Origin of the sequence: Nonomuraea jabiensis, assembly GCF_014204795.1 — a bacterium.
Lineage (GTDB): Bacteria > Actinomycetota > Actinomycetes > Streptosporangiales > Streptosporangiaceae > Nonomuraea > Nonomuraea jabiensis.
The window spans coordinates 1,943,126-1,963,200 of the sequence record NZ_JACHMB010000001.1 but is presented as its reverse complement, the minus strand read 5'-3'; the positions used below and the strand labels follow the sequence as shown (position 1 = coordinate 1,963,200).

20 protein-coding genes and 2 tRNA genes are annotated in these 20,075 nt (G+C 68.6%); 12 read left to right on the top strand and 10 right to left on the bottom strand.

Annotated elements, in window-relative coordinates; translation table 11 throughout:
* Position 1: 1 nt before the first annotated feature.
* Genes HD596_RS08495 through HD596_RS08485 form a run of 3 tightly spaced genes read left to right on the top strand, consistent with a single transcriptional unit; the run spans position 2 to position 5,057 of the window.
* Positions 2 to 1,513, top strand: coding sequence for an AMP-binding protein (locus tag HD596_RS08495; protein ID WP_185068736.1), 1,512 nt, complete (start codon positions 2 to 4; stop codon positions 1,511 to 1,513).
* Positions 1,510 to 3,279 carry an ABC transporter ATP-binding protein gene (locus HD596_RS08490; RefSeq protein ID WP_185068735.1) on the top strand — a complete coding sequence of 590 codons (1,770 nt, stop codon included), beginning with the start codon at positions 1,510 to 1,512 and terminating at the stop codon, positions 3,277 to 3,279. The genes HD596_RS08495 and HD596_RS08490 overlap by 4 nt, the downstream gene beginning before the upstream one ends.
* A complete protein-coding gene (locus HD596_RS08485) occupies positions 3,276 to 5,057 on the top strand; it encodes an ABC transporter ATP-binding protein (protein ID WP_185068734.1) in 1,782 nt (593 codons plus the stop codon). The genes HD596_RS08490 and HD596_RS08485 overlap by 4 nt, the downstream gene beginning before the upstream one ends.
* 652 nt (positions 5,058 to 5,709) lie before the next feature.
* Here HD596_RS08485 and HD596_RS08480 read toward each other — a convergent pair.
* Positions 5,710 to 5,782, bottom strand: a tRNA-Arg gene (locus tag HD596_RS08480).
* An 817-nt stretch (positions 5,783 to 6,599) separates the two neighbouring features.
* On the opposite strand from HD596_RS08480, the gene HD596_RS64675 reads away from it, so the two are divergent.
* The gene (locus tag HD596_RS64675) at positions 6,600 to 7,643 is read left to right on the top strand and encodes a D-alanyl-D-alanine carboxypeptidase family protein (protein WP_185068733.1); all 1,044 of its coding nucleotides are present in this window, start codon (positions 6,600 to 6,602) and stop codon (positions 7,641 to 7,643) included.
* 6 nt (positions 7,644 to 7,649) lie between these two features.
* Here the strand turns inward: HD596_RS64675 and mscL are convergent, their stop codons facing one another.
* The 6 genes from mscL to HD596_RS08445 all read right to left on the bottom strand — a co-directional run bounded on the left by mscL (position 7,650) and on the right by HD596_RS08445 (position 12,424).
* A complete protein-coding gene (mscL, locus tag HD596_RS08470; RefSeq protein ID WP_185068732.1) occupies positions 7,650 to 8,042 on the bottom strand; it encodes a large conductance mechanosensitive channel protein MscL in 393 nt (130 codons plus the stop codon).
* 22 nt (positions 8,043 to 8,064) lie between these two features.
* Positions 8,065 to 8,652 (bottom strand): RcpC/CpaB family pilus assembly protein, encoded by a 588-nt coding sequence (locus HD596_RS08465; RefSeq protein WP_313043288.1) that lies wholly within the window; start codon positions 8,650 to 8,652, stop codon positions 8,065 to 8,067.
* Complete coding sequence (locus HD596_RS08460; protein ID WP_185068731.1) at positions 8,649 to 9,455, bottom strand: S-methyl-5'-thioadenosine phosphorylase; 807 nt, start codon at positions 9,453 to 9,455, stop codon at positions 8,649 to 8,651. Before HD596_RS08460 ends, HD596_RS08465 begins: the two co-directional genes overlap by 4 nt.
* A gap of 503 nt (positions 9,456 to 9,958) precedes the next feature.
* A complete protein-coding gene (locus tag HD596_RS08455) occupies positions 9,959 to 10,258 on the bottom strand; it encodes an FmdB family zinc ribbon protein (protein ID WP_185068730.1) in 300 nt (99 codons plus the stop codon).
* A gap of 67 nt (positions 10,259 to 10,325) precedes the next feature.
* Positions 10,326 to 11,831 carry a potassium/proton antiporter gene (locus HD596_RS08450; protein WP_185068729.1) on the bottom strand — a complete coding sequence of 502 codons (1,506 nt, stop codon included), beginning with the start codon at positions 11,829 to 11,831 and terminating at the stop codon, positions 10,326 to 10,328.
* A 23-nt stretch (positions 11,832 to 11,854) separates the two neighbouring features.
* Positions 11,855 to 12,424 carry a 5-formyltetrahydrofolate cyclo-ligase gene (locus tag HD596_RS08445; protein ID WP_185068728.1) on the bottom strand — a complete coding sequence of 190 codons (570 nt, stop codon included), beginning with the start codon at positions 12,422 to 12,424 and terminating at the stop codon, positions 11,855 to 11,857.
* Positions 12,425 to 12,448: 24 nt separating this feature from the next.
* Between HD596_RS08445 and galU the strand changes: the two genes are divergently transcribed.
* From galU to HD596_RS08410, 7 genes are all read left to right on the top strand, one after another.
* A complete protein-coding gene (galU, locus tag HD596_RS08440; RefSeq protein WP_185068727.1) occupies positions 12,449 to 13,351 on the top strand; it encodes a UTP--glucose-1-phosphate uridylyltransferase GalU in 903 nt (300 codons plus the stop codon).
* Complete coding sequence (gene glp, locus HD596_RS08435; RefSeq protein ID WP_185068726.1) at positions 13,338 to 14,525, top strand: molybdotransferase-like divisome protein Glp; 1,188 nt, start codon at positions 13,338 to 13,340, stop codon at positions 14,523 to 14,525. Before galU ends, glp begins: the two co-directional genes overlap by 14 nt.
* A complete protein-coding gene (gene moaC, locus HD596_RS08430; RefSeq protein WP_185068725.1) occupies positions 14,522 to 15,004 on the top strand; it encodes a cyclic pyranopterin monophosphate synthase MoaC in 483 nt (160 codons plus the stop codon). The genes glp and moaC overlap by 4 nt, the downstream gene beginning before the upstream one ends.
* The gene (locus HD596_RS08425) at positions 15,001 to 15,483 is read left to right on the top strand and encodes a MogA/MoaB family molybdenum cofactor biosynthesis protein (protein WP_185068724.1); all 483 of its coding nucleotides are present in this window, start codon (positions 15,001 to 15,003) and stop codon (positions 15,481 to 15,483) included. The genes moaC and HD596_RS08425 overlap by 4 nt, the downstream gene beginning before the upstream one ends.
* A gap of 54 nt (positions 15,484 to 15,537) precedes the next feature.
* Positions 15,538 to 16,182 (top strand): GNAT family N-acetyltransferase, encoded by a 645-nt coding sequence (locus HD596_RS08420; RefSeq protein ID WP_185068723.1) that lies wholly within the window; start codon positions 15,538 to 15,540, stop codon positions 16,180 to 16,182.
* Between the two features lie 124 nt (positions 16,183 to 16,306).
* Positions 16,307 to 16,894 (top strand): divisome protein SepX/GlpR, encoded by a 588-nt coding sequence (gene sepX, locus HD596_RS08415; protein WP_185068722.1) that lies wholly within the window; start codon positions 16,307 to 16,309, stop codon positions 16,892 to 16,894.
* Positions 16,895 to 16,944: 50 nt separating this feature from the next.
* Positions 16,945 to 17,021, top strand: a tRNA-Ala gene (locus tag HD596_RS08410).
* Here HD596_RS08410 and HD596_RS08405 read toward each other — a convergent pair.
* The 3 genes from HD596_RS08405 to HD596_RS08395 all read right to left on the bottom strand — a co-directional run bounded on the left by HD596_RS08405 (position 17,010) and on the right by HD596_RS08395 (position 19,851).
* Complete coding sequence (locus HD596_RS08405; RefSeq protein ID WP_221519230.1) at positions 17,010 to 18,134, bottom strand: phage integrase central domain-containing protein; 1,125 nt, start codon at positions 18,132 to 18,134, stop codon at positions 17,010 to 17,012. The two genes, HD596_RS08410 and HD596_RS08405, sit on opposite strands and share 12 nt — an antisense overlap.
* Positions 18,135 to 18,138: 4 nt before the next feature.
* Positions 18,139 to 18,291, bottom strand: coding sequence for a CopG family ribbon-helix-helix protein (locus HD596_RS08400; RefSeq protein WP_185068721.1), 153 nt, complete (start codon positions 18,289 to 18,291; stop codon positions 18,139 to 18,141).
* A 441-nt stretch (positions 18,292 to 18,732) separates the two neighbouring features.
* Positions 18,733 to 19,851 (bottom strand): hypothetical protein, encoded by a 1,119-nt coding sequence (locus tag HD596_RS08395; protein ID WP_185068720.1) that lies wholly within the window; start codon positions 19,849 to 19,851, stop codon positions 18,733 to 18,735.
* Between HD596_RS08395 and HD596_RS08390 the strand changes: the two genes are divergently transcribed.
* On the top strand, positions 19,835 to 20,038 hold the full coding sequence (locus HD596_RS08390; protein ID WP_185068719.1) for a hypothetical protein: 204 nt from the start codon (positions 19,835 to 19,837) through the stop codon (positions 20,036 to 20,038). The genes HD596_RS08395 and HD596_RS08390 overlap by 17 nt on opposite strands.
* Positions 20,039 to 20,075 lie beyond the last annotated feature (37 nt).

Sequence of the window (20,075 nt, the reverse complement as noted above, 5' to 3'; positions counted from 1 at the left end):
GATGTCACTGCATGCAGGCGTCAGCCACGCCGTACGCCACCGGCCCGACGCGACCGCGCTCATCGTCCAGGGACGCCGGGTCACCTTCGCCGAACTGTGGTCACAAGTGGGCGGCATCGCCGCTGGCCTGCTCGACCGGTTCGGGGAGCCGCCGCCGCGGATAGCCGTTATGAGCGGTCCCCGGCTGCTCGGGTTCGCCGGAGCCCTGGCCTGCTCCGTCCTGGGCGCGGCGTGGGTGCCGATCAACCCCGCGCATCCGCGGGACCGGGTGGCCGCCATCCTGAGGTCCGCCGAGCCCGGCGCGGTCGTCTGCGAGCAGGAGGATGTGCCGCTGCTGGAGGCCGCGGCGCGGGCCGCCGGCGTGGAAGAGCGCGTGCCGTTCCTCGTGTCACCGCCGAGCGGCTCCAGTGTTCCCGAGGAGAGTCCGGGGGAGGGCTTTGCCTACATCTTCTTCACCTCGGGCAGCACCGGCTCTCCCAAGGGGGTGCCGATCACGCGTGCCAACCTTCAGGCGTTCCTGGACTGGGTCGGCGCCCGGTACCGGCTCTCCCCGGAGGACGTGGTCGCCCAGTTCTCCGACCTCAGCTTCGACCTCTCCATCCTCAGCACCTTCGGCGCCTGGGCAGGCGGGGCGGCTGTGGCCGTGCTCGACCGGCGTGACATGGTGCTGGCTCCGGAGCGTACGCTCGGCAGGGCAGGATGCTCGGCGTGGGTCTCCGTCCCGTCGCTGGCGCGCCTGCTGTCGGCCCGCCGGGGCCTGCGTCCGGGGGCCTTTCCCGGCTTGCGTCTCAGCTTGTTCTGCGGAGAGGCGTTACCACGCGACGTCGTGGAGGAATGGCAGACGGCGGCGCCGGACTCGGTCATCGAGAACCTGTACGGACCGACCGAGGCGACGGTCGCCTGCTTCGCCTATTCGTGGGACGGCGGCACGTCGCCGTCCCGGTGCGCGAACGACGTCGTCCCCATCGGCCACCCCATGCCCGGGACTCTGGCCGCCATCGTCGACCCCGAGCACGGGCGGCCGGCCGACAGCGGCGAGTTGCTGCTGGGCGGGACGCAGTGCTTCGCCGGATACTGGCGGGACGCGCGGCGGACGGCGGCTTCCCTGGTCAGGCTCGGCGACTCCGCGAAGGTCTACTACCGGACCGGGGATCTGGTCCGCCGCGACGCCGACGGATGCCTGCACTTCGTCGGGCGCGCCGACCGGCAGATCAAGGTCAACGGCCACCGCGTCGAACTGGGCGACATCGAGGCGGCGATGAACGCGCTCCCCGGTGTCCGCGCCACCGCCGCCCTCGGCTGGCCGGTCGTGGGCTTGACCGCCGAGGGCGTGGCGGCATTCGTGGTCTCCGAAGAGTGTGAGCCGGCCACGTTGCGCTCACGGTTGCGGGACGCGCTGCCCGCGTACATGATGCCGTCCCGCGTCCAGGTGCTGCCGGAACTCCCGCTCACGGCCAACGGGAAGACGGACTACCGGGCGCTCATTACCCTGCTTGAGGGAGCACGGGGTTGACCGGCCTGGTTCGCGAGCGGGCGCGCCTCGTTCGCCTGTTGCGCTTGGCCGGGCGGGCGCGTCCTGCGGCCCTCATCGCCTGCCTGCTCCTGGCGGCGGCCGCGCCGGCGGCCATGTCCCTGGCGGCCGGATGGCTGGTCGGCGCGATCGCGGCGGGCGGCGACGTCGTGGCGCCGCTCGCGACGCTCGCCGCAGTGCTTCTCGTCCAGCGGACGGCGGAGTCCCTGCAGGATCCGCTCGGCGCCACCTGCTCGCGCAGTATCGACGGGCACGTCCGCACCCGGGTGCGGCAGATCGCCCTCCGGCAGCGCGGCATCGCCCACCTTGAGGACGAGGAGTTCCAGGACCTGTTGAGCCGGGCGTCGGACCGGGGCGAGTCCTGGCGCGTGCGATCCCCGGGCACCGCCGCGACGGGACAACTCATGATCGTGTTCCGCGCCGGCGGCGCCGTGGCCGCCGGGGCGATCCTGGCCGGCCACTTCCCGCTGCTCGCGCTCCTGCTGGTGGCCGGATGCCTGCTCCAGCGCTCGTACGCGCTGCGGCAGTGGTCCTCCACCGTGTCCGTGGAGGACGGACTCACGTCCAAGCAGCGGCGCACCGAGTACTGGGCGGAGGTGGCCTCGGGGGCGGAGGCGGCCAAGGAGGTTCGGATGTTCGGACTGGCCGACTGGGTGATGGAGCGCCGTCTGCGCGCCCACACCGAGACCACGGACATCATGTGGACGGCCCGCATGGCCTCGTTGCGCAGGCAGGCCCCCGTCGCGGCGAGCGCCGCGGTCATGGCGCTGGCCGCCCTCCTGGTGCCCGGCATTGCGGCGGCCACGGGTCGGCTCGCCGTGGACGGCCTGGCCACCTGCCTCGCCGCCGCCTGGGCAATCTTCCAGGCCACGTACATGGGACAGGAGGCGCTCGACATTGCCTACGGCCTCGGCGCTCTCCGCGCCCTCGACCAACTCGACGCGCCGGGCGCCGACCCGGGCGGCGAGCCGGCGCGCTACGGGCCCGTCCGCTTCGAGAACGTCACCTTCGCCTATCCCGGAGCCGCCGAACCCGTGCTCCGCGGCCTGGACCTGACGATCGAGCCTGGGGAGGTGCTCGCGATCGTCGGCGTGAACGGCGCCGGCAAGACCACCCTTAGCAAGCTGCTGACGGGACTCTACACACCCTCGGCCGGGCGGATCCTCGTCGACGGCGCGGACCTCCGACGGCTGGACGTGGAGAGCTGGCGGCGCCACATCGCGGTGGTGTTCCAGGACTTCGTCCACTACTCGGGCTCTGTACGCGACAACATCCGCTTGTCGGCTCCGGAGATCGTCGCGTCCGACGACGACCTGCGCCGCGCCATCCACGTAGCTGGCGCATCCGACGTCATCGAGGATTTGCCCGCCGGACTCGACACGTCGCTCTGGCACACGGGAACGGGTGGCACCGATCTGTCCGGCGGGCAGTGGCAGCGGCTCGCTCTTGCCCGCGCCCTGTTCGCGGCCGAGCACGGCCGCCGGCTGCTGATACTCGACGAGCCCACCGCCAACCTGGACATCCAGGCGGAAACGCAGTTCTACCAGCAGGTCATCGCCGGCGTCCCCGGCACCACGGTCGTGCTCATCTCCCATCGGCTCTCCACCGTGCAGCACGCGGACCGCATCGTTGTCCTGGATGGCGGGCGGATCATCGAGTCCGGTGGTCATGCCGATCTGCTGCGGGCCGGCGGCGCGTACGCCCGCCTGTTCCGGCTCCAGGCCGAACGCTTCACGGCGGCCTCATGAGGATCCGCACACTCACCCGCACTCTGACGCTCGCCTTCGAGGCGAGCCCCCGCCACGCGGCTCTTGCCTGCCTGCTGACGCTGCTCCGCGCGGTCGGCGTGGCCGGGGTGGCGCTCGGCCAACGCGAGCTGGTGGACTCAGCGGGCCTCGCCGACTGGGTCTCGATCGCCGTCGCGGCCGCCGTCGGCGTGCTCGCGCACACCTCCGTCGCCGCCCTGGGCGGCGTCGAGATCGCCCTGCGCATCGGCTTGATGGAGAAGGTCAGTGTCCGGCTCACCCAGGAGATCGTCGGCAGCACCGCCCGCATCCCCACCATCGAGCACGCCGAACGTCCCGACTATCTCAACCGTCTCCTGCTGTTGCGCCGGGGAGCCTGGGCCATCGCGCTGTCGTGCTGGGCCTACGGCCAGGCGGCGGCCAGCATCGCCGGCATCGCGATCAGCGTCTGGCTGCTCGCCTCGGTCCACCCGGCGCTCGCCGGCTTGGCCATGGTCGCCGCGCTGCCGCTGCTGGCGGCGCGCCGCGCCCAGTCCATGCTGCGCGCCACCGTGGACGCGTGCGCGGAGGAGGTACGGCACGAGCGGGAGCTCCACGAGCTGTGCCTGCGGCCCGGACCCGCCAAGGAGATCCGGGTCTCCGGTGCCGGGCACGAACTCAGCGAGCGAGCCGGCCAGGGCTGGCGCCGGGTCACGCGCCGGGAGGAGGCCGCCCGGTTGCGCGGATCTCTGTGGCGCTGCGCTGGCTGGGCCGGATTCACCACCGGGCTGATCGCCGCCCTGGCGATCGCCGATGGCGCCTCTGCCGGAGCGGGCGACATCGTGCTTATCCTCACCCTGGCGACGCAGCTCGGCAGTCAGATCCACATGACCGCCGCCGGCCTGCGGGAGATAGGGGAGTTCGGCCGGGTCATCGGCCACTACCACTGGCTGCTCGACCACGCGGCCGCGCAGCGGTATGACGGCGCGCCGGCGCCGGCGCGGCTCGCCACCGGCGTCAGGCTGGAGCGGGTCTCCTTCGCCTACTCTGACGCGGCGGCGCCCGTTCTGCGTGACCTGGACCTGACGATCGAGCCTGGATCCATCGTTGGCCTCGTGGGCGTCAACGGCGCCGGCAAGACGACTCTCGTCAAACTGCTCACCGGTCTCTACCGGCCGACCGGCGGCCGCGTCTGCGTCGACGGCCGGGACCTGGCGGAGGTCGCCCCGTCGTCATGGGCGGCCCGGTGCTCCGGCGTCTACCAGGACTTCCTCAAGCTGCAGTCGACCGTACGCGAGGGGGTGGGCGTGGGCGACCTGCCCCGGGTCGACGACCTCGACCGCATCGGCGACGCGTTGCGCCGGGCCGGAGCCGATTCCGTCGTCGCGGCCCTGGAAGACGGCCTCGCCACCAGGCTGGGAGCGGTCTTCGGCGGTGTAGAGCCGTCGTACGGGCAGTGGCAGCGCCTCGCGCTGGCTCGCGGGCTCATGCGGGAGGCGCCCCTGATGCGGGTCCTGGACGAGCCGACGTCCGCCCTGGACGCCCAGGCCGAGCACGATCTGTTCGAACGCTTCGCGGCCCAGTCCGCCGCGGCGGCCAGCCGCCACGGAACGATCACCCTGCTCGTGTCCCACCGCTTCTCGACCGTGCGCATGGCCGATCACATCGTGGTGCTGGCCGACGGGCGGATAGTCGAGCAGGGCACCCACGACCAGCTCATGGCCTCAGACGGACGGTACGCCACCCTATACGCGATGCAGTCGGCGGCGTACGCGAACCCGAAGGGGATGTCCGAGAAATGAGATGTTGTGTTCGTCACGACCTGGTGAGGGGCCAGCGGCCCGCTTGGGATCCATCCCCGCGTGGGCAGGGAGCACATGTAGATCGTCTGCCCCGTGGCAAGCGTGTAGGGACCATTCCCGCGTGGGCGGGCAGCACCCAGTAAGTCTCTGAGTTGGCAGGGGCAACGGGACTGCGCGGGGAGCACAGCTTGGCCCGCGCCATCGGATGGGATCGCTGGGACCATCCCCGCGTTCGCAGGAGTGCTCTCGGTCACCTGCGTGTTTAGCGCAGGTAGAGGCCGTTCTGAAGCACTTTCGTGGAATCGGACATTACGGGCTCCCGTGCTGCTTTCGAACGAGGTGATGATCTCAGTTGATGGGTGCAGGGCTCAGATGGAGTGTTGCATGCCAGCGGCCTGCGCACGTATTTGGCACGATCAGGGGGCTGTGTTTGTCCAATGTCCGGGCGATCGTAGCGGGTTGTCGGAGGCCCGATAGCTCAGAATCAAGGCCTGACCTGGGAAAACGTCATCAAGATCATCCCTCATATGTCCCCTGATCATGGTCTTACGGCTGCACGCGGGCACCGTCGGCTGCCTATGAAGGTCCACAAACCAAAAGACCTGCGGCTGAGAAACCGCAGGTCAGAGGCCAAAACACCTGATCAGAAGAGTGCCCCCGGCAGGATTCGAACCTGCGGCACCCGCTTTAGGAGAGCGGTGCTCTATCCCCTGAGCTACGGAGGCGGACTCTCGTAAGCCTAGCGAAAGTCTGGCACTGCGTGGGACGTGGAGCCGGGGTGAGTTTGGTGGGGTTGGTTATGGGTGCTCTGAGCTGCGGTAAAGGCATGACAAGTGGTCGGAATCTTGTGGATCCGGCGTGGATAGCGTCTGCCTGTGACCAGGAGGCGATGCAAGCAGGCGCGGCGGCGGCCTGTCGTGTTGTTCGGGGCGTTGTTGGCGCCGGCGATCCTTGCTGGGGGGTTGTTGGCTGGGGAGATGCGGGGGTTTGAGGGGAGTGTCCCGGCGGTGGTTCGGGAGCGGGTCGTGCGGGCGGGGTTTGGGCCGGTGGTGGTGCGGGAGCCGGCGCATCCGGATCGGGTGTACGAGGGGAGTGTGCCGGCGCCGGTTCGTGTGGTGAGTCGGCGGCCGCGGGCTGTTGTTCCGTTGGTGCCGCCTGTCGAGCATGTGGAGCCGGGGGTGGAGGAGCCTGTGACGCCGGCGGCTCCGGTGCGGACTCCCGCTCAGGTGGGGTGTTCGGGGGAGTGGGTGGACACCTGGTTGTGGGATGTGTGCCGGGAGGAGAAGGAGGAAGGGGTGGGGTTGAGGGTTGGCGGGAGTTTGGTGCCTGGGATCTGATTGGCCCTGATTTGGGGCTGGGATCTGGCTGGTTGTGGGGGGTGGGCGGACAGAGTGCGCTTTTTGTCTCATAACAGCTCTCCCGAGTTCGGTCCGGGCACTCGGGGGGCTGTAGTAACGTGCGTGCCTGACCCAGGTAACGAGTTTGCAAACGGAGGAGTCGAACGTGCCAGCCCCTCGATCAGCGGGTCTGATCGCGGTAGTCATGGCGGTGGCTTCTCTTTTCGTGCCTTCCGGGCAGGGGCGCGCTCAGGCGCAGGTGGTGCAGCAGCAGGAGCGGCAGGCGCCGGGCGACCTGGCGGAGCTGCGCAAAGAGGCCGAGCGGTCGGCCAAGGAGCTCGAGGATGCCACCAAGGCACTGGAGAAGCGGCGGTCGGACATCGCCGCCTCCGAGAAGCAGCTGAAGACCAAGCTGGCGGCCCTGCAGGAGCTGGAGCAGAAGGTCGCGGTGATGCGGCAGCCGGTGTCGCAGATGGCCGAGCTGCTGTATGAGCAGCCGATCGTGGCGGACGGGATCGTGCCGTTCCTGTCCGGGACCGCGGACGAGACCACGCTGCGGGCGCTCAGCGACGTGACTCAGATCGTCTCCGTACGGCAGCAGGCCGTCGAACAGACCAGTGCGCTCTACAAGCAGGCCGAGGGGCTGGCCGCGGAGGCGCAGGAACTGCGGGCGGGCAACCTGCTGGCCGAGGCACAGCTGGCGGCCGAGGTGGACACGCTCCGGCAGCGTTCCGACAAGATCGTGAAGTCGCTGACCGCCGCGCTCGTGAAGATGGGCATCAAGATCGACAAGGTTGGCCGGGCGGCGCTGGGATGCAATCCGTTGCGGGCGGCGACGGCCAACGACTATCCCAACGGGCTGATTCCGAAGAGCATGCTCTGTCCGTTGCAGCAGAAGGGTTTCAGTCTGAGGGCCGACGCCACCATCGCGTTCGTGAGCCTGAACGAGGCGTATCGGAAGCGGTTCGGGAAGAACATGTGCGTCACCGACGCCTATCGGAGCCTGGCCGAGCAGCAGTCGGTCTACTACCGGCGGCCGGGGTTCGCCGCCGTGCCGGGGCGGAGCAACCACGGGCTCGGGCTGGCCGTGGACCTGTGTGGTGGGGTGGAGAGGTCCGGGTCGGCGGAGTTCGTCTGGATGGAGAAGAACTCGAAGAGGTACGGGTGGTTCCATCCTTCCTGGGCCTACACCGGCCCGTTCGAGCCATGGCACTGGGAGTACGATCCCAAGATCGATTCGCTGCTCTAGCCGCCCCTACGCGACCTGTGAGCTGCAGAAGGCGCAGCGGGACGCGGCCCTGGGGATTTCCGACAGGCATTCGGGGCAGTCGCGGGTCTTCGATCCGACCTTGGCGGCACTGCGGTCTTTGAGGTGCGTGTACGGCTTCACCAGCACGAAGTAGATCACCGCGGCGACCAGCAGGAACGAGATGACCGCGTTGATGAAGCTGCCGTACATGAAGTTGGACCGGCCGACCGTGACCTTGAGCGAGGCGAAGTCGGGCAGGCCGCCGAACGCCGAGATCAGCGGGGTGAGGAGGTCGGCCACGAACGACTGCACGATCGAGTTGAAGGCCGCCCCGATGATGACCGCCACGGCCAGGTCGATGACGTTCCCCTGCATGAGGAACTTCTTGAATCCGCTCATGACGAAAATCGTAGCCGAGTGATTACGTAGCGTCAGATTTGATGGTGATCGAAAGGTGACCGGTCGTCTGGGCGGAGGCGAGTTCGGCGGCCTGGGTCGGGGTGGTGGCGAGCACGATCAGGGCGCCGTGGGTTTCGCTCGTCGTCTTGGGCGTGCGGGGGATCGTGATGATCCGTACGTCTTCGGCTACCGCGCGGGCCGGATGGGTTTCCTCCCCGGCCGCCAGGACGGTGATCGTGGCTCCCGGGGTCAGGAGGCTCGCGGTCGCGGCGTCGGCGATGCGGACCGGGGTGGCGACCATGCCCGGTGGGAGCCGGTAGGAGTGGAGAAGGCGGACATCCGTCAGCGGCTCGCCCTTGCGCATGGGGCTCGCCAGGATCTGGCCCGCCGCGGCCGCGCGTACGGCACCTGTGGGTGGATGGTTGAGGGCCGCAGGGGTCAGGTCGCCCGGGCCGAGAAGGCCGGGAGACAGGTCGCGGGCCGCGACCAGGACCGTGGGGGCCGGCTCGGGGCGGGTGGCGATGAAGCCCGACATGACGGCCAGGGCGGCCAGCGCCGCCGCGACGAGGCGGCGACGACGGCCGTAGCGGATCAGCCAGGCCCGGATCACGGCAGCTCGAAGGGGAGCTTGATGCCGTCGAGCGCCGCCCTGCAGGGGCAGGTGCGCTCTTCCGGGAGGGCTTGTACGGTCTGCGCCACCAAGGTGCGCATGCGGGTGACGTTCTGCGCGAAGAACTCCAGGACCTCGTCATGCGTGACGCCCTGACCGGCCTCCACCCCGGCGTCATGGTCGGTCACCAGGGATAGCGAGGTGTAGCAGAGGGCCAGCTCGCGGGCCAGGACGGCCTCGGGGAAGCCGGTCATGCCGACGATCGACCACCCGTTGCCCGCGAACCACTGGGACTCCGCCCGCGTCGAGAAGCGCGGGCCCTCGATGACCACCAGGGTGCCGCCGTCGACCGTCTCCCAGCCGGTGGAGCGGGCGGTCTCCACCGCGGTGGCCCGGCCTGACGGGCAGTAGGGGTCGGCGAAGGAGACGTGGACCGCGCCGTCCACGTCGTAATAGGTCTGGACGCGGCCTGAGGTGCGGTCTACGAGTTGGTCGGGGATGACCATGGCGCCCGGGCCGTACTCGGCTCTGAGGGAGCCTACGGCGCTGGGGGCGAGCACCTGGCGCACGCCGAGCATGCGCAGAGCCCAGAGGTTGGCGCGGTAGGGGATGCGGTGTGGGGGGAAACGGTGATCTCGCCCGTGTCTGGGGATGAACGCCACCGAACGGGTGCCGATGCGTCCGACGGTGACGACGTCGCTCGGGGGGCCGTAGGGTGTGGCGAGCTTGATCTCTTCCGCGTCGTCGAGCAGCGAGTAGAAGCCGGAACCGCCGATGACGCCGATGTCTGCGCGAGTGACCATGGCCGAGAGAGTAGCCGGATCGGGGACGGGCCAGGGGACGCCGAATTCCGTTCTGTGGATAACTTGATTTCGGCTGCCGACGTGTGCATCACCGTGGTGGTGGACGGTGCCGGTTTCCCGCGGGTCCGTTCAGGTGCGGGTGTAGATCGCACGCATGGTGACGGAGGGCCTGGCTGCGGGCCCGCCGTGGGCGTACATGAGGCGCGGGTCGAGATCGGTCCCGCGCGGGCCTGTGTCCCGTGTCGGTGCGCGCACGCGACCCCGCCTGACGCCGCACACGGCCTTGCGCGCGGGCGCATCGCGAAAAACGTGCGGGCGCACCGCGAAAACGTGCGGGCGCACCGCGAAAACGTGCGGACGCAACGCGAAAACGTGCGGGCACGACGCCGAAACATGCCGACGCGACGCGGAAACGTACGCGCGCGAAACCCGTCCAGGTCCCCGTGGCCGCGGCAGTTGGCGCTGGGCGGCCAGGTCCTGGGGTGGAAAGGCCGGCGGAAGGGTCAGCTGGAGGCTGCGGCGGGGGCGGCGGCAGGGGACGACGACGTGCTCGTGTCCGAGGACTTGCTCTCCGCCGGCTTCGACGACGAGGAAGAAGAGGACGTCGTGGAAGCCGAGGTCGACGACGAGCGGTTGTCGGTCCGGTAGAAGCCCGAACCCTTGAACACGATGCCGACAGCCGAGAAGACCTTCCGCAGGTTCCCCTCGCAAGCAGGGCAGATCGTCAACGCGTCGTCGGTGAACTTCTGAACGACCTCAAGCTGCTCGCCGCAGTCGTTGCAGGCGTACTGGTACGTCGGCACGCGCTCCTCCTTAAGGTCTGGCACTCGAGGGATGCGACTGCTAATGGTAACCGATTAGGTCAAACGCCTATTCCAGTCCCCGCTCTCCGTACCAACCCGCCAGCTTTCCGCTGCGGCTCACGGCGCGCAAGCGGCGTTCGACCTGGTCACGGCAGGAGGCGGTGGTGACCAGCAGGATCTGGTCCTCCACCCTGATCCTGGTATTACCGGTGGGGACGAAGGATTTGCCGTCACGGACGATCAGCGTCACCTGCGCCCCGGCGGGCAGGCGGAGCTCGAAGATCTCCACGCCGTGCAGCCGCGAGCCGGGAAACACCTTGACCTGCAGCAGGTCCGCCTTGAGCTCTTCGAGCGGTGCCGCCTCCACCTCCAGGTCGTGTGCCTCCCCGGGCGCCGCCACCCCGAGCAGCCGGGCCACAAAGGGCAGCGTCGGCCCCTGCAGCAGCGTGAACACGATGACGATCACGAAGACCTCGTTGAAGATCTCCTTCGATCCCTCCACGTTCGACGCCCAGGGGATGGTGGCGAGCACGATCGGGATCGCGCCGCGCAGTCCCGCCCACGACAGGAACGCCTGTTCGCGCCAGCTCACCCTGCCCAAGCGCAGCGCCCACGACAGCAGCGAGCTCGCCATGACCGAGAGCGGCCGCGCCAGGAGCACGAGGACGGTGCCGGCGATCAGGCCGGGCACGATGGACGACGGCATCTCCTTGGGGCTGGCCAGCAGACCGAGCATGACGAACAGCCCGATCTGCGCCAGCCACGCGGCGCCCTCCGCGAACCCCCTGGTCGCCGCCCGGTGCGGCAGCCGCGAATTGCCCAGGATCAACGCCGTCAGGTAGACGGCCAGGAACCCCGAGCCGTGCAGCAGCACGGCCCCGCCGTACGAGACGAATGTGAGCGAAAGCACAGCGAGCGGATAGAGGCCGGAGGCGGGGAGGGCGACGCGGCGCAGCGCGTACGCGCCCGCGGGGCCGACCGCCAGGCCGACCGCGGCACCGATGATCAGCTCGGCCGCGGTCTCGAGGAGGAACGTTCCCGGGGACGCCGAAGAGCGCCCCGCCCCGCTGAGCAGCATCACGGCGATGACCGTGGGGGCGTCGTTGAAGCCGGACTCGGCCTCCAGCACGCCCGCCAGCCGGGGCGGGAGCGGCAGTCTGCGCAGCACGGAGAAGACGGCGGCGGCGTCCGTGGAGGCCAGCACCGCGCCGAGGATCAGCGCCGTCGTCTGGTCTATGCCGAGAAGTGCCTGTACGGCCAGCGCCACCACGACGATGCTGACCGTCACGCCCACGGTCGCCAGGATCAGGGCCAAGGGGACCGAACGCCGCACATGAGACCAGTTCGTGGTGAGTCCACCTTCGGCCAGGATCACCGCCAGGGCCGTCAGGCCGATCTGCTGGGCGAGCTGGGGGTTGTCGAAGGGGATCCCGAACCCGGCCTCGCCCAGGACCAGGCCGAAGCCGAGGAACACGAGCAGGCTGGGCAGGCCGGTGCGGTGCGCGATGCGTACGGACGCGATGGCCGCGATGACAATTGCGGCACCCAGAAGAAGCCAGACATCTAGTGTCATCTGGCCCCCTCTCGTACCTGCGGTCACATAAGCCTAGTGAGTCCCTCCGGGGTTGCGGCAAAACGGACGTGCCGGTCATGAGGCTCCGCCGGGATGCCGTCGATCAGCTCGCCGTCGTGCAGCAGCGCGACGGTCGGGACGTTGGGACCCACCCTGGCCAGGGCACGATCGTACGAGCCGCCGCCGCGCCCCAGACGTACACCTGTCGTCCTGTCCACCGCCAGGGCCGGGACGATCACGAGGGCGGCGGTGCGGACGGCGTCGACGCCGCGGCGGGTGTCGACCGGCTCCATGATCCCGAAGCGGCCCGGGGCGAGCGAGTCCGGCCCGTCGTACACCGCCCAATCCAGGTCATTGTCCTCAAGCAGGACGGGGAGGATAACGGTGGCTCCATGTTTCCAGAGAGCGAACACGAGCCCGTGCGTATCCGGCTCCGACCCCGTTGACCAGTAGCAGGCCACGAGACCGGCCATCTGGACCCACGGCTGGTCGAGCAGCGTTTCGCGGATCTTGATGGAGTTTGCCCGCTGTTGTTCGGGGGAGAGGGAGGCACGTGCCGAGATCAGCTCCCGACGCAGGTTCAGCTTGTTCACACATACCTCCACTAGGGTCTACTCATGGCTGACTTCGACCCTGTGACGAAAGCCGTCGTGCCCGCCGCGGGTCTGGGCACCCGGTTCCTTCCGGCGACCAAGGCGACACCGAAGGAGATGTTGCCCATCGTCGACAAGCCCGCGATCCAGTATGTCGTCGAGGAGGCAGCCTCCGCTGGGCTCCTCGACGTCCTCATGGTCACCGGCAAGAATAAACGCTCCATCGAGGACCACTTCGACCGCGCGTTCGAGCTGGAGGAGGCCCTTGAGGCCAAGGGCGACGAGCACCGGTTGTCCCAGGTACGCGAGCCGGCCTCGCTGGCGACGCTCCACTACGTACGTCAGGGCGAGCCCAAGGGGCTCGGCCACGCGGTGCTCTGCGCCAAGCAGCACGTCGGCGGCCACCCCTTCGCCTGCCTGCTCGGCGACGACCTGATCGACTATCGCGATCCGCTGCTCAAGCGCATGATCGAGGTGCGTGACACGTTCGGGGGGAGCGTGATCGCGCTGATGGAGGTGCCCAAGGAGCAGGTCTCCCTGTACGGCGTCGCGACCATCGAGGCCACCGCCGACGACGACGTCGTACGCGTGACCGACCTGGTGGAGAAACCGCCGGTGGACGAGGCGCCGTCCAACTGGGCGATCATCGGACGCTATGTGATCGACCCCGCGGTGTTCGAGGTGCTGGAGAACACGCCGCCGGGCCGCGGGGGTGAGATCCAGCTCACCGACGCGCTGCGCACGCTCGCCGGACGCGGGTCCGGAGAGGGCGGGCCCGTGCACGGGGTGCTGTTCAGAGGCCGCAGGTACGACACCGGCGACAAGCTTGACTATTTGCGGACGGTGGTGAAGTTCGCGGCGGACCGGGAGGACCTGGCGCCCGATTTCGTGCCGTGGCTGCGGGAGTTCCTCGATGAAATCGGTTGACGAGCATCTGGCCGAGATCCTGGCCACCGTTCGTCCGCTGGCGCCGCTGGAGCTGGAGTTGGAGCAGGCGCTGGGGGCGACGCTGGCCGAGGAGGTCGTCTCGCCGGTGCCGCTGCCGCCGTTCGACAACTCGGCCATGGATGGCTATGCCGTACGGGCTGCCGATATTTCGGATGTTCCGGTTACGTTGCCGGTGACGGACGATGTGGCGGCCGGGTCCCAGGAGCTGCGGGCCATAGGGCCCGGGCACGCCATACGGATCATGACCGGTGCTCCCATGCCGGCCGGGGCCGATGCCGTGGTGCCGGTCGAGTGGACGGACGGCGGGACGGTCACCGTACAGATCTCCCGCCCGGTGAGCGCCGGCAACGCGATCCGGCGGGCGGGGGAGGACGTGCAGGCCGGTGAGGTCGTGCTCAAGCCGGGCACGGTGATCGGGCCTTCCCAGCTCGGGATCATCGCCGGGGTGGGGCGGCGGCGGATCTGGGCGCGGCCCCGGCCCCGGGTCGTGGTCATCTCGACGGGCGCGGAGCTGGTCGAGCCGGGTGCTCCGCTGGCTCCCGGGCAGATCTGGGACTCCAACAGCTTCACGCTGACCGCCGCCGTGCGGGAGGCCGGAGGTGAGGGGTTCCGGGCGGGGTCCGTCGGGGATGATCCGGGCGTACTCCTCGATCGGCTCGACACCCACCTGATGCGGGCCGATGCGATCATCACCAGCGGTGGCGTGTCCATGGGGGCGTACGAGCCGGTCAAGGAGGCTCTGTCGCCGCTGGGGACCGTCCGGTTCGAGAAGGTGGCGATGCAGCCGGGGATGCCGCAGGGGTTCGGCGTGCTGGGGGAGGACCAGGTGCCGATCTTCGCGCTGCCCGGCAACCCGGTGTCGTCTTTTGTGTCTTTCATGCTGTTCGTACGTCCGGCGCTCGACAAGATGCGCGGGCTCCCCGCGGACCTGCCGGAATCGGTGACCGCCCGCCTGACCGGGCCGGTGCGCTCGCCCGCCGGGCGGCGGTCGTTCCTGCGCGGCGTGCTGGCCTCGGACGGCACGGTGTCGCCGGCGCACGGGCAGGGCTCGCACCAGCTCGCCGCCCTGGCCTCGGCGAACGCGCTGATCGTGGTGGCGGAGGACGTGACCGAGCTGCCCGAGGGGGCGACTGTCGAGGTGATCCGGCTGTGAGCGACTCGGGGCTGACCCATGTGGATGAGACCGGGGCCGCTCGCATGGTGGACGTCTCCGCCAAGGACGTGACGGCCCGCACCGCCACGGCGACCGGGCGGGTGCTGCTGTCGGGCGAGGTCGTGGAGCTGCTGCGGTCCGGCGAGGTGCCCAAGGGCGACGCGCTGGGCGTGGCGCGGATCGCGGGGATCATGGGGGCGAAGCGGACGCCCGACCTGATCCCGCTCTGCCATCCGATCGCGTTGCATGGCGTGAAGGTCACGCTGGACGTCGAGGACTGGGGCGTGGCGATCACCTGCCGCGTCAAGACGGCCGACCGCACCGGCGTGGAGATGGAGGCGTTGACGGCGGTCTCCGTGGCCGCGCTGGCGCTGATCGACATGGTCAAGGCGGTCGATCCGGCCGCGGTGATCACCGACGTGCGGGTGGAGGAGAAGCTGGGCGGCAAGACCGGCCGCTGGACCAGGGAGCCGGAATGATCCGCGCACTCGTGATCACCGTGTCGAACCGGGCGTCGGCCGGGGTTTATGCGGATAAATCCGGGCCGCTGCTCGTTGACCTGCTGCGCCGCGACGCGGGCTGCGAGGTCGTGGAGGGCCCCTTGGTGGTGCCCGACGGGGAGCCGGTCGAAGCAGCGCTCCGTGACGGGGTGGCGCAGGGGTACGACGTCATCGTGACCACCGGGGGGACCGGGTTGACGCCCATGGACCTGACCCCGGAGATGACGGCCCGAGTAATTTCTCGGGAAATTCCCGGGATAGCCGAGACCATTCGGCTGGCGAATCGGGAAAAGGTGCCGACCTCGATTCTGTCCAGAGGGCTGGCCGGCCAGGCGGGCAACACCTTGATCGTTAATTTGCCCGGATCGTCGGGTGGCGTACGCGATGGCGTCGCCGTACTCGCGCCGATTCTCCAGCACGCGGTCGATCAGATCCGGGGCGGTGATCACCCGCGCTGATCGCGATTCCGTGATGCGTGGCGACATCATGCCCGATGGGGGGATGATGAGAGTGTGGATCGACTTCGTGGCTGGCCGGTGACCCTGAACGAAGGTCCGGTAGGCCTCCGGCCGCTGCGGCTGAGCGACGTGCGCGTGTGGCGCGAGACCCGGCTGCGAAACGCCGACTGGCTACGCCCCTGGGAGCCAAGCAACCCCGAGACACCGCTGTTCAGGACCGGGCTCGGCCCGTACGTCTCCATGGTCGGCACCCTGCGCCGCGAGGCCCGGCAGGGCCTGGCGATGCCGTGGGTGATGACGTACGGAGGGCGCTTCGCGGGGCAGCTGACCGTGGGCGCGATCGTGTGGGGCGCCGCCCGTTCCGCCCAGGTCGGCTACTGGATCGACGGCGCGCTCGCCGGGAAGGGGATCACTCCCACCGCCCTGGCCATGGCCGTTGACCATTGCTTCTTCACCACGGGGCTGCATCGGCTGGAAGCGAACATCCGACCCGAGAATCAAGCCAGCCGGCGGGTGGTTGAGAAGCTCGGATTCCGGGAAGAAGGCATTCGGCGGCGCCAACTCCACATCGACGGAGCCTGGCGCGACCACATTTGCTACGCGTTGACCGCTGAGGACATTCCTGGCGGCCTGCTCGTGCAGTGGCGTCGCGCGCGTGAGTCAGCTGCTCACGGGGGGCCTTCCGTCGAAGAGGTTTGACGATCTCGCGACACACCGCACCGAATGCTCGTCAATTAGTGACACGCGGTCTTACGGTGCGTGACGTGAGCACATTGAAGGCGCGACAAGCACACTCGCGTCTTTGTGCTGCCCGGAGGTGCCCATGAGCAGCGCCTTCCTCTATCTGGTCATCGTCGTGATGTGGCTTTGCGTCCTGATCCCGATGTGGCTGCGCAAGGACAAGACAAACCTGGCCGAACTGGCCGAACTCGAAGAGCACTACACCGGCGAGCACCAGCTTCCCGATCTCGACAACCTGGGCCCGTCGGACGCGGACGACGACGACGGGTCGCCTCCTGCCGAGGTCGAGAAGGTCGATGTGCGCCAGTTCCGGCTCCGGCGCCGCGCCATCATCGTGGCCCGCCGGCGGCGGCTGCTGTTCTTCACCACGCTGCTGGTGCTGGCCTCTGTCGTGACGGCCGCGGTCCAGATGATCCCGTGGTGGGGCGTGGCTCCCTCGGTCGTCATCATGTTCGCGTACATGGCGTTTCTCCGCATCGCCGTACAAGTCGATAGGGAACGCCGCGAACGCGCCCGCCAGGCGCGCGCTGAGCGCCTGCGGCGGGCACGCGAGCGGCGACGGGCCGCGGAGGCCGCCGCCCAGGCCGAGGTCATCGATCTCACGGCGCTGCACACGGACGTTCTGTTCGATCAGTACGCCGAACCGCCCAAGCGGGCGGTGGGCGACTGACAACGGTGGCGCGAGGACCCCTCAAAGTTTGCTAACCTGGTCGAGTCCTTGGGGATGTAGCGCAGTCCGGTAGCGCACTTCGTTCGCATCGAAGGGGTCAGGGGTTCGAATCCCCTCATCTCCACCAGGAAGATGCAGGTGAGAAGGGTCTTTGGAGTAATCCAGAGGCCCTTTTCTCATGTCTGGAAGTCGATGGGAGCCAATCGGGGAGCCATCTCAGTCGGACTCTCAACCCGTGGGCTTCTCGCCGAAGATGGTGTTCATGGTCTGGGCACCCTTGGTGATCACCGGCCTGAGCTGGTGCCGGTAGACCGCTTCTGTGACGCTGGTGCCCGCGTGCCCGACAAGATCGGCGATGGTCTTGCCAAGCCTCGCCGGCCTTGAGCTTGAGCACGGCTTGGCGGGTGTGGTGTTGGCGGAGCGCCTGCGCCGCGAGCTTGGGCAGTTCCAGCGTGCGGCGAGACTTGCGGGTCTTGGTGTCCCCTCCTTCTCGATCGGCACGCCATACGTAGATGGCGAACTTCCTGTGCTTGAACCCCACCTCCGTCACCGGATGCCAGGTCTTGAGACTTGGTATCCAGGCGACGACGTGATCCCAGCGCAGCGCCCGTGCCTCCTCGGTGCGGACTCCCGTGGTGAGGCTGATCACCACGTAGGCGTGGAGTTCGGAGAACTCGGCGGCCTTGAGCACGGCCTCTGCCTGTTGCCGGGTGAGTGCCTTGCTGGGGCGTCCATTCGTACCGGTGGGTGTGGTGACCAGCTCGGCAACGTTCCTGAGGACCATGTCGCGTGCCTGAGCTTGCCGGATGGCTCTCCTGAGCACGCTGTGGATCTCTCGGAGGGTGGTGGTGGCCAGCTTGCCGGCGAGCTGGTCGAGCCACTCATCCACGTGATCGGCACGTAGCTGCTGGAGTTTGATCTTTCCCAACCCTGGGATGACGTGCGTCTCGGCGAGGATGCGTAGCTTGGTGACGGTGTTCTCGGACCGGCCTTTGAGGCCCTTGCTGAGCCAGTCGTTGACAGCTTCCCGCACGGTGTAGGTCTCCGATGCGGTGACGCCTGCCTCTAGGGCCTTTACGGCCTTGATCAGCTTGTCCTTGACCAGGGTCTTGGTCTTGGCCTTCCGCTTGAGGCGTTGGCGCTTGCCGTCAGGGCCGAACCCGAGGGAGATGGCTCCGGTGTAGCCGTCCCCCTCGGGATAGATGGTCGCTTCGTACTTGCCGATCAGGATCTTGGCCAAGGGATCACCCCTTCTCGTGACGGTTGAGGTACTCCTCGATCGCCTTCCTGATCACCCACGACACATCCCGTTCCTGCGACTCGGCGTACCTGCGGAGACGGTCCTTCAGCGCCGTGTCCACCCGTACGGGAGGCAGGGTCGTTCGGTCGCTCGTCATAGACGGCTTCCTTTCGTGTCATGCAGTTATCAAGAGGCGCCGGCCGGACGGGCGGCTGTGCCTTGCGTCCGGCCTATATAGAACGGTGCAGCACGGTGTTCTACGCCTCGTCCATCGGTTCCAGCGAGGAAATGAAGTCGGCAAGGTGCTGGTCGGTGATCCGGCGAAGCTTGCCGATCTTGATGCTCTTGAGCTGCTGTGTGCGGAGTTAGTAGACCTTGTCGCGTCCGATGCTCAGCATCTCTGCGACCTGTTCGACGGTGTATGCCTGCATGTGCATCCCCCCTCTCGGTTGGTCGTGGGCGGCTCTCTTCCTTCGCGGGGTTCGTGTGTTACTGGTTACGGACTGTGATGGTCCGTCCGTCCGTTCGTCCGTCCGTGCCTGTCACGCCCTATACACGCGCAGACGCGCGGACGGACGCGGACAACGGACGCGGACGATTACGGATCGTGTATCTCGGGGAGGGCGCGCCAGCGTCCCCGCGCGACCTGTTCAACCTGGCGCGCATGGCCTAGTTCTTGGAGGCGCTGGTAGACCCAGGTGCGGCGCATGCCGGTTGCGCGTATGAGATCACCGATGCTTGTCCTGTCGTCGGGGGCCTGCCTCAGCGCGGTTGTCAGGGCCTCCTCGGCTTCCCGTACGGCGTTGTCGCGGGCGTGTCGGGGTGACGGTCGGACGGCGGGTTGCGGCAGCGGGGCAGGCGCCTCAGTCGCGCGTTGGAGGGCTTGAGCCGATACCGCGTCGAGGGATGGGCGGTGTTCGGCGTGCCGTGCGGCGGTGACCTGTACGCCCTCGTCGTCGAGGAGGTAGGTGCGGGCGCGGCGGGGGATGTCGTGTTCTGGGGAGCTGATCAGGAACCTGCCGGGGGCGTCGAGCTTGTGGGGATGCCAGCCGGCCTTGACCATGCCCTGTCCCAGGATGAGATCACCGTCGCGGGGCTCTCGCACGCGGAAGCACAGCCGGACGTCCATCTGTGCGCGGACCGCGCTCTTGCCCATGGCGTCCTTGGAGGGGCGTTGGGTGGCGGCGATCAGGTTGACGGCTGGGGCGCGGCCACGTCGGGCGATCGAGTCGGCGTAGTCGATGGCGCGTGGTGCCTCGCTGGCCAGCTCGGCGTACTCATCGATGACGATGATCAGCGCGGGCCTGTCCGGGGACGGTTCCCAGACGCGTTCGCCGCGTCTGGTGAGGTCATCGGCCCGTCCGTCGAGGATGACCACGGCATCGGCCAGCAGGTTCTCTGCCTCTTGCGGGGTGGTGGCCAGGCGATCGATGCACGATGCCCAGGGCATCAGCTCCATGCCGCGCTTGAGGTCGACCGCCCACAAGATGACGTCCTGGCAAGCGGCCAGGTCCCCGAGCAGGACGTTCACACCGCCCGACTTGCCCGCCCCCGACATGCCTGCGAACAACCCATGCCGCCGCAGCAGGGGGACGCGGACGGGTGCGCCGTCTTCGAACAGTCCCAGCTTGGCGGGCTGAGTGATCGAGGTGATGGAGGGGCCTGGCCAGGCGATGGCGTCGGCGTGCGGGGCCAAGAAGGTGCGCTTCGTCCTCATGCCAGGTCAGCGTGGCCGCGGCGAGGAGAACCTTCACGACGTCCGTCATGCCGCTGACGGTGCCTCGCGGAACGGCAAGGTCGGCATCGAAATCACCGCCGAATACGAGCTGGCCGACGTCGAGACTGCCATCGCCGATCTCGCCGGTGAAGTGACCCACGGCAAGAGCATCATCCGGATCGGATGACGCCAGTCCGGGTCTGCCCGGGTGAGCAGGGAGCTTG

What these genes read in the sequence shown, in the direction of transcription:
- HD596_RS08495 (WP_185068736.1), top strand. Translation starts at nt 2, where the DNA reads ATGTCACTGCATGCAGGCGTCAGCCACGCCGTACGCCACCGGCCCGAC.
- HD596_RS08485 (WP_185068734.1), top strand. Translation starts at nt 3,276, where the DNA reads ATGAGGATCCGCACACTCACCCGCACTCTGACGCTCGCCTTCGAGGCG.
- HD596_RS64675 (WP_185068733.1), top strand. Translation starts at nt 6,600, where the DNA reads ATGGCGGTGGCTTCTCTTTTCGTGCCTTCCGGGCAGGGGCGCGCTCAG.
- mscL (WP_185068732.1), bottom strand. Translation starts at nt 8,042, where the DNA reads ATGAGCGGATTCAAGAAGTTCCTCATGCAGGGGAACGTCATCGACCTG.
- HD596_RS08460 (WP_185068731.1), bottom strand. Translation starts at nt 9,455, where the DNA reads ATGGTCACTCGCGCAGACATCGGCGTCATCGGCGGTTCCGGCTTCTAC.
- HD596_RS08450 (WP_185068729.1), bottom strand. Translation starts at nt 11,831, where the DNA reads ATGACACTAGATGTCTGGCTTCTTCTGGGTGCCGCAATTGTCATCGCG.
- galU (WP_185068727.1), top strand. Translation starts at nt 12,449, where the DNA reads ATGGCTGACTTCGACCCTGTGACGAAAGCCGTCGTGCCCGCCGCGGGT.
- glp (WP_185068726.1), top strand. Translation starts at nt 13,338, where the DNA reads ATGAAATCGGTTGACGAGCATCTGGCCGAGATCCTGGCCACCGTTCGT.
- HD596_RS08425 (WP_185068724.1), top strand. Translation starts at nt 15,001, where the DNA reads ATGATCCGCGCACTCGTGATCACCGTGTCGAACCGGGCGTCGGCCGGG.
- sepX (WP_185068722.1), top strand. Translation starts at nt 16,307, where the DNA reads ATGAGCAGCGCCTTCCTCTATCTGGTCATCGTCGTGATGTGGCTTTGC.
- HD596_RS08400 (WP_185068721.1), bottom strand. Translation starts at nt 18,291, where the DNA reads ATGACGAGCGACCGAACGACCCTGCCTCCCGTACGGGTGGACACGGCG.
- HD596_RS08395 (WP_185068720.1), bottom strand. Translation starts at nt 19,851, where the DNA reads ATGAGGACGAAGCGCACCTTCTTGGCCCCGCACGCCGACGCCATCGCC.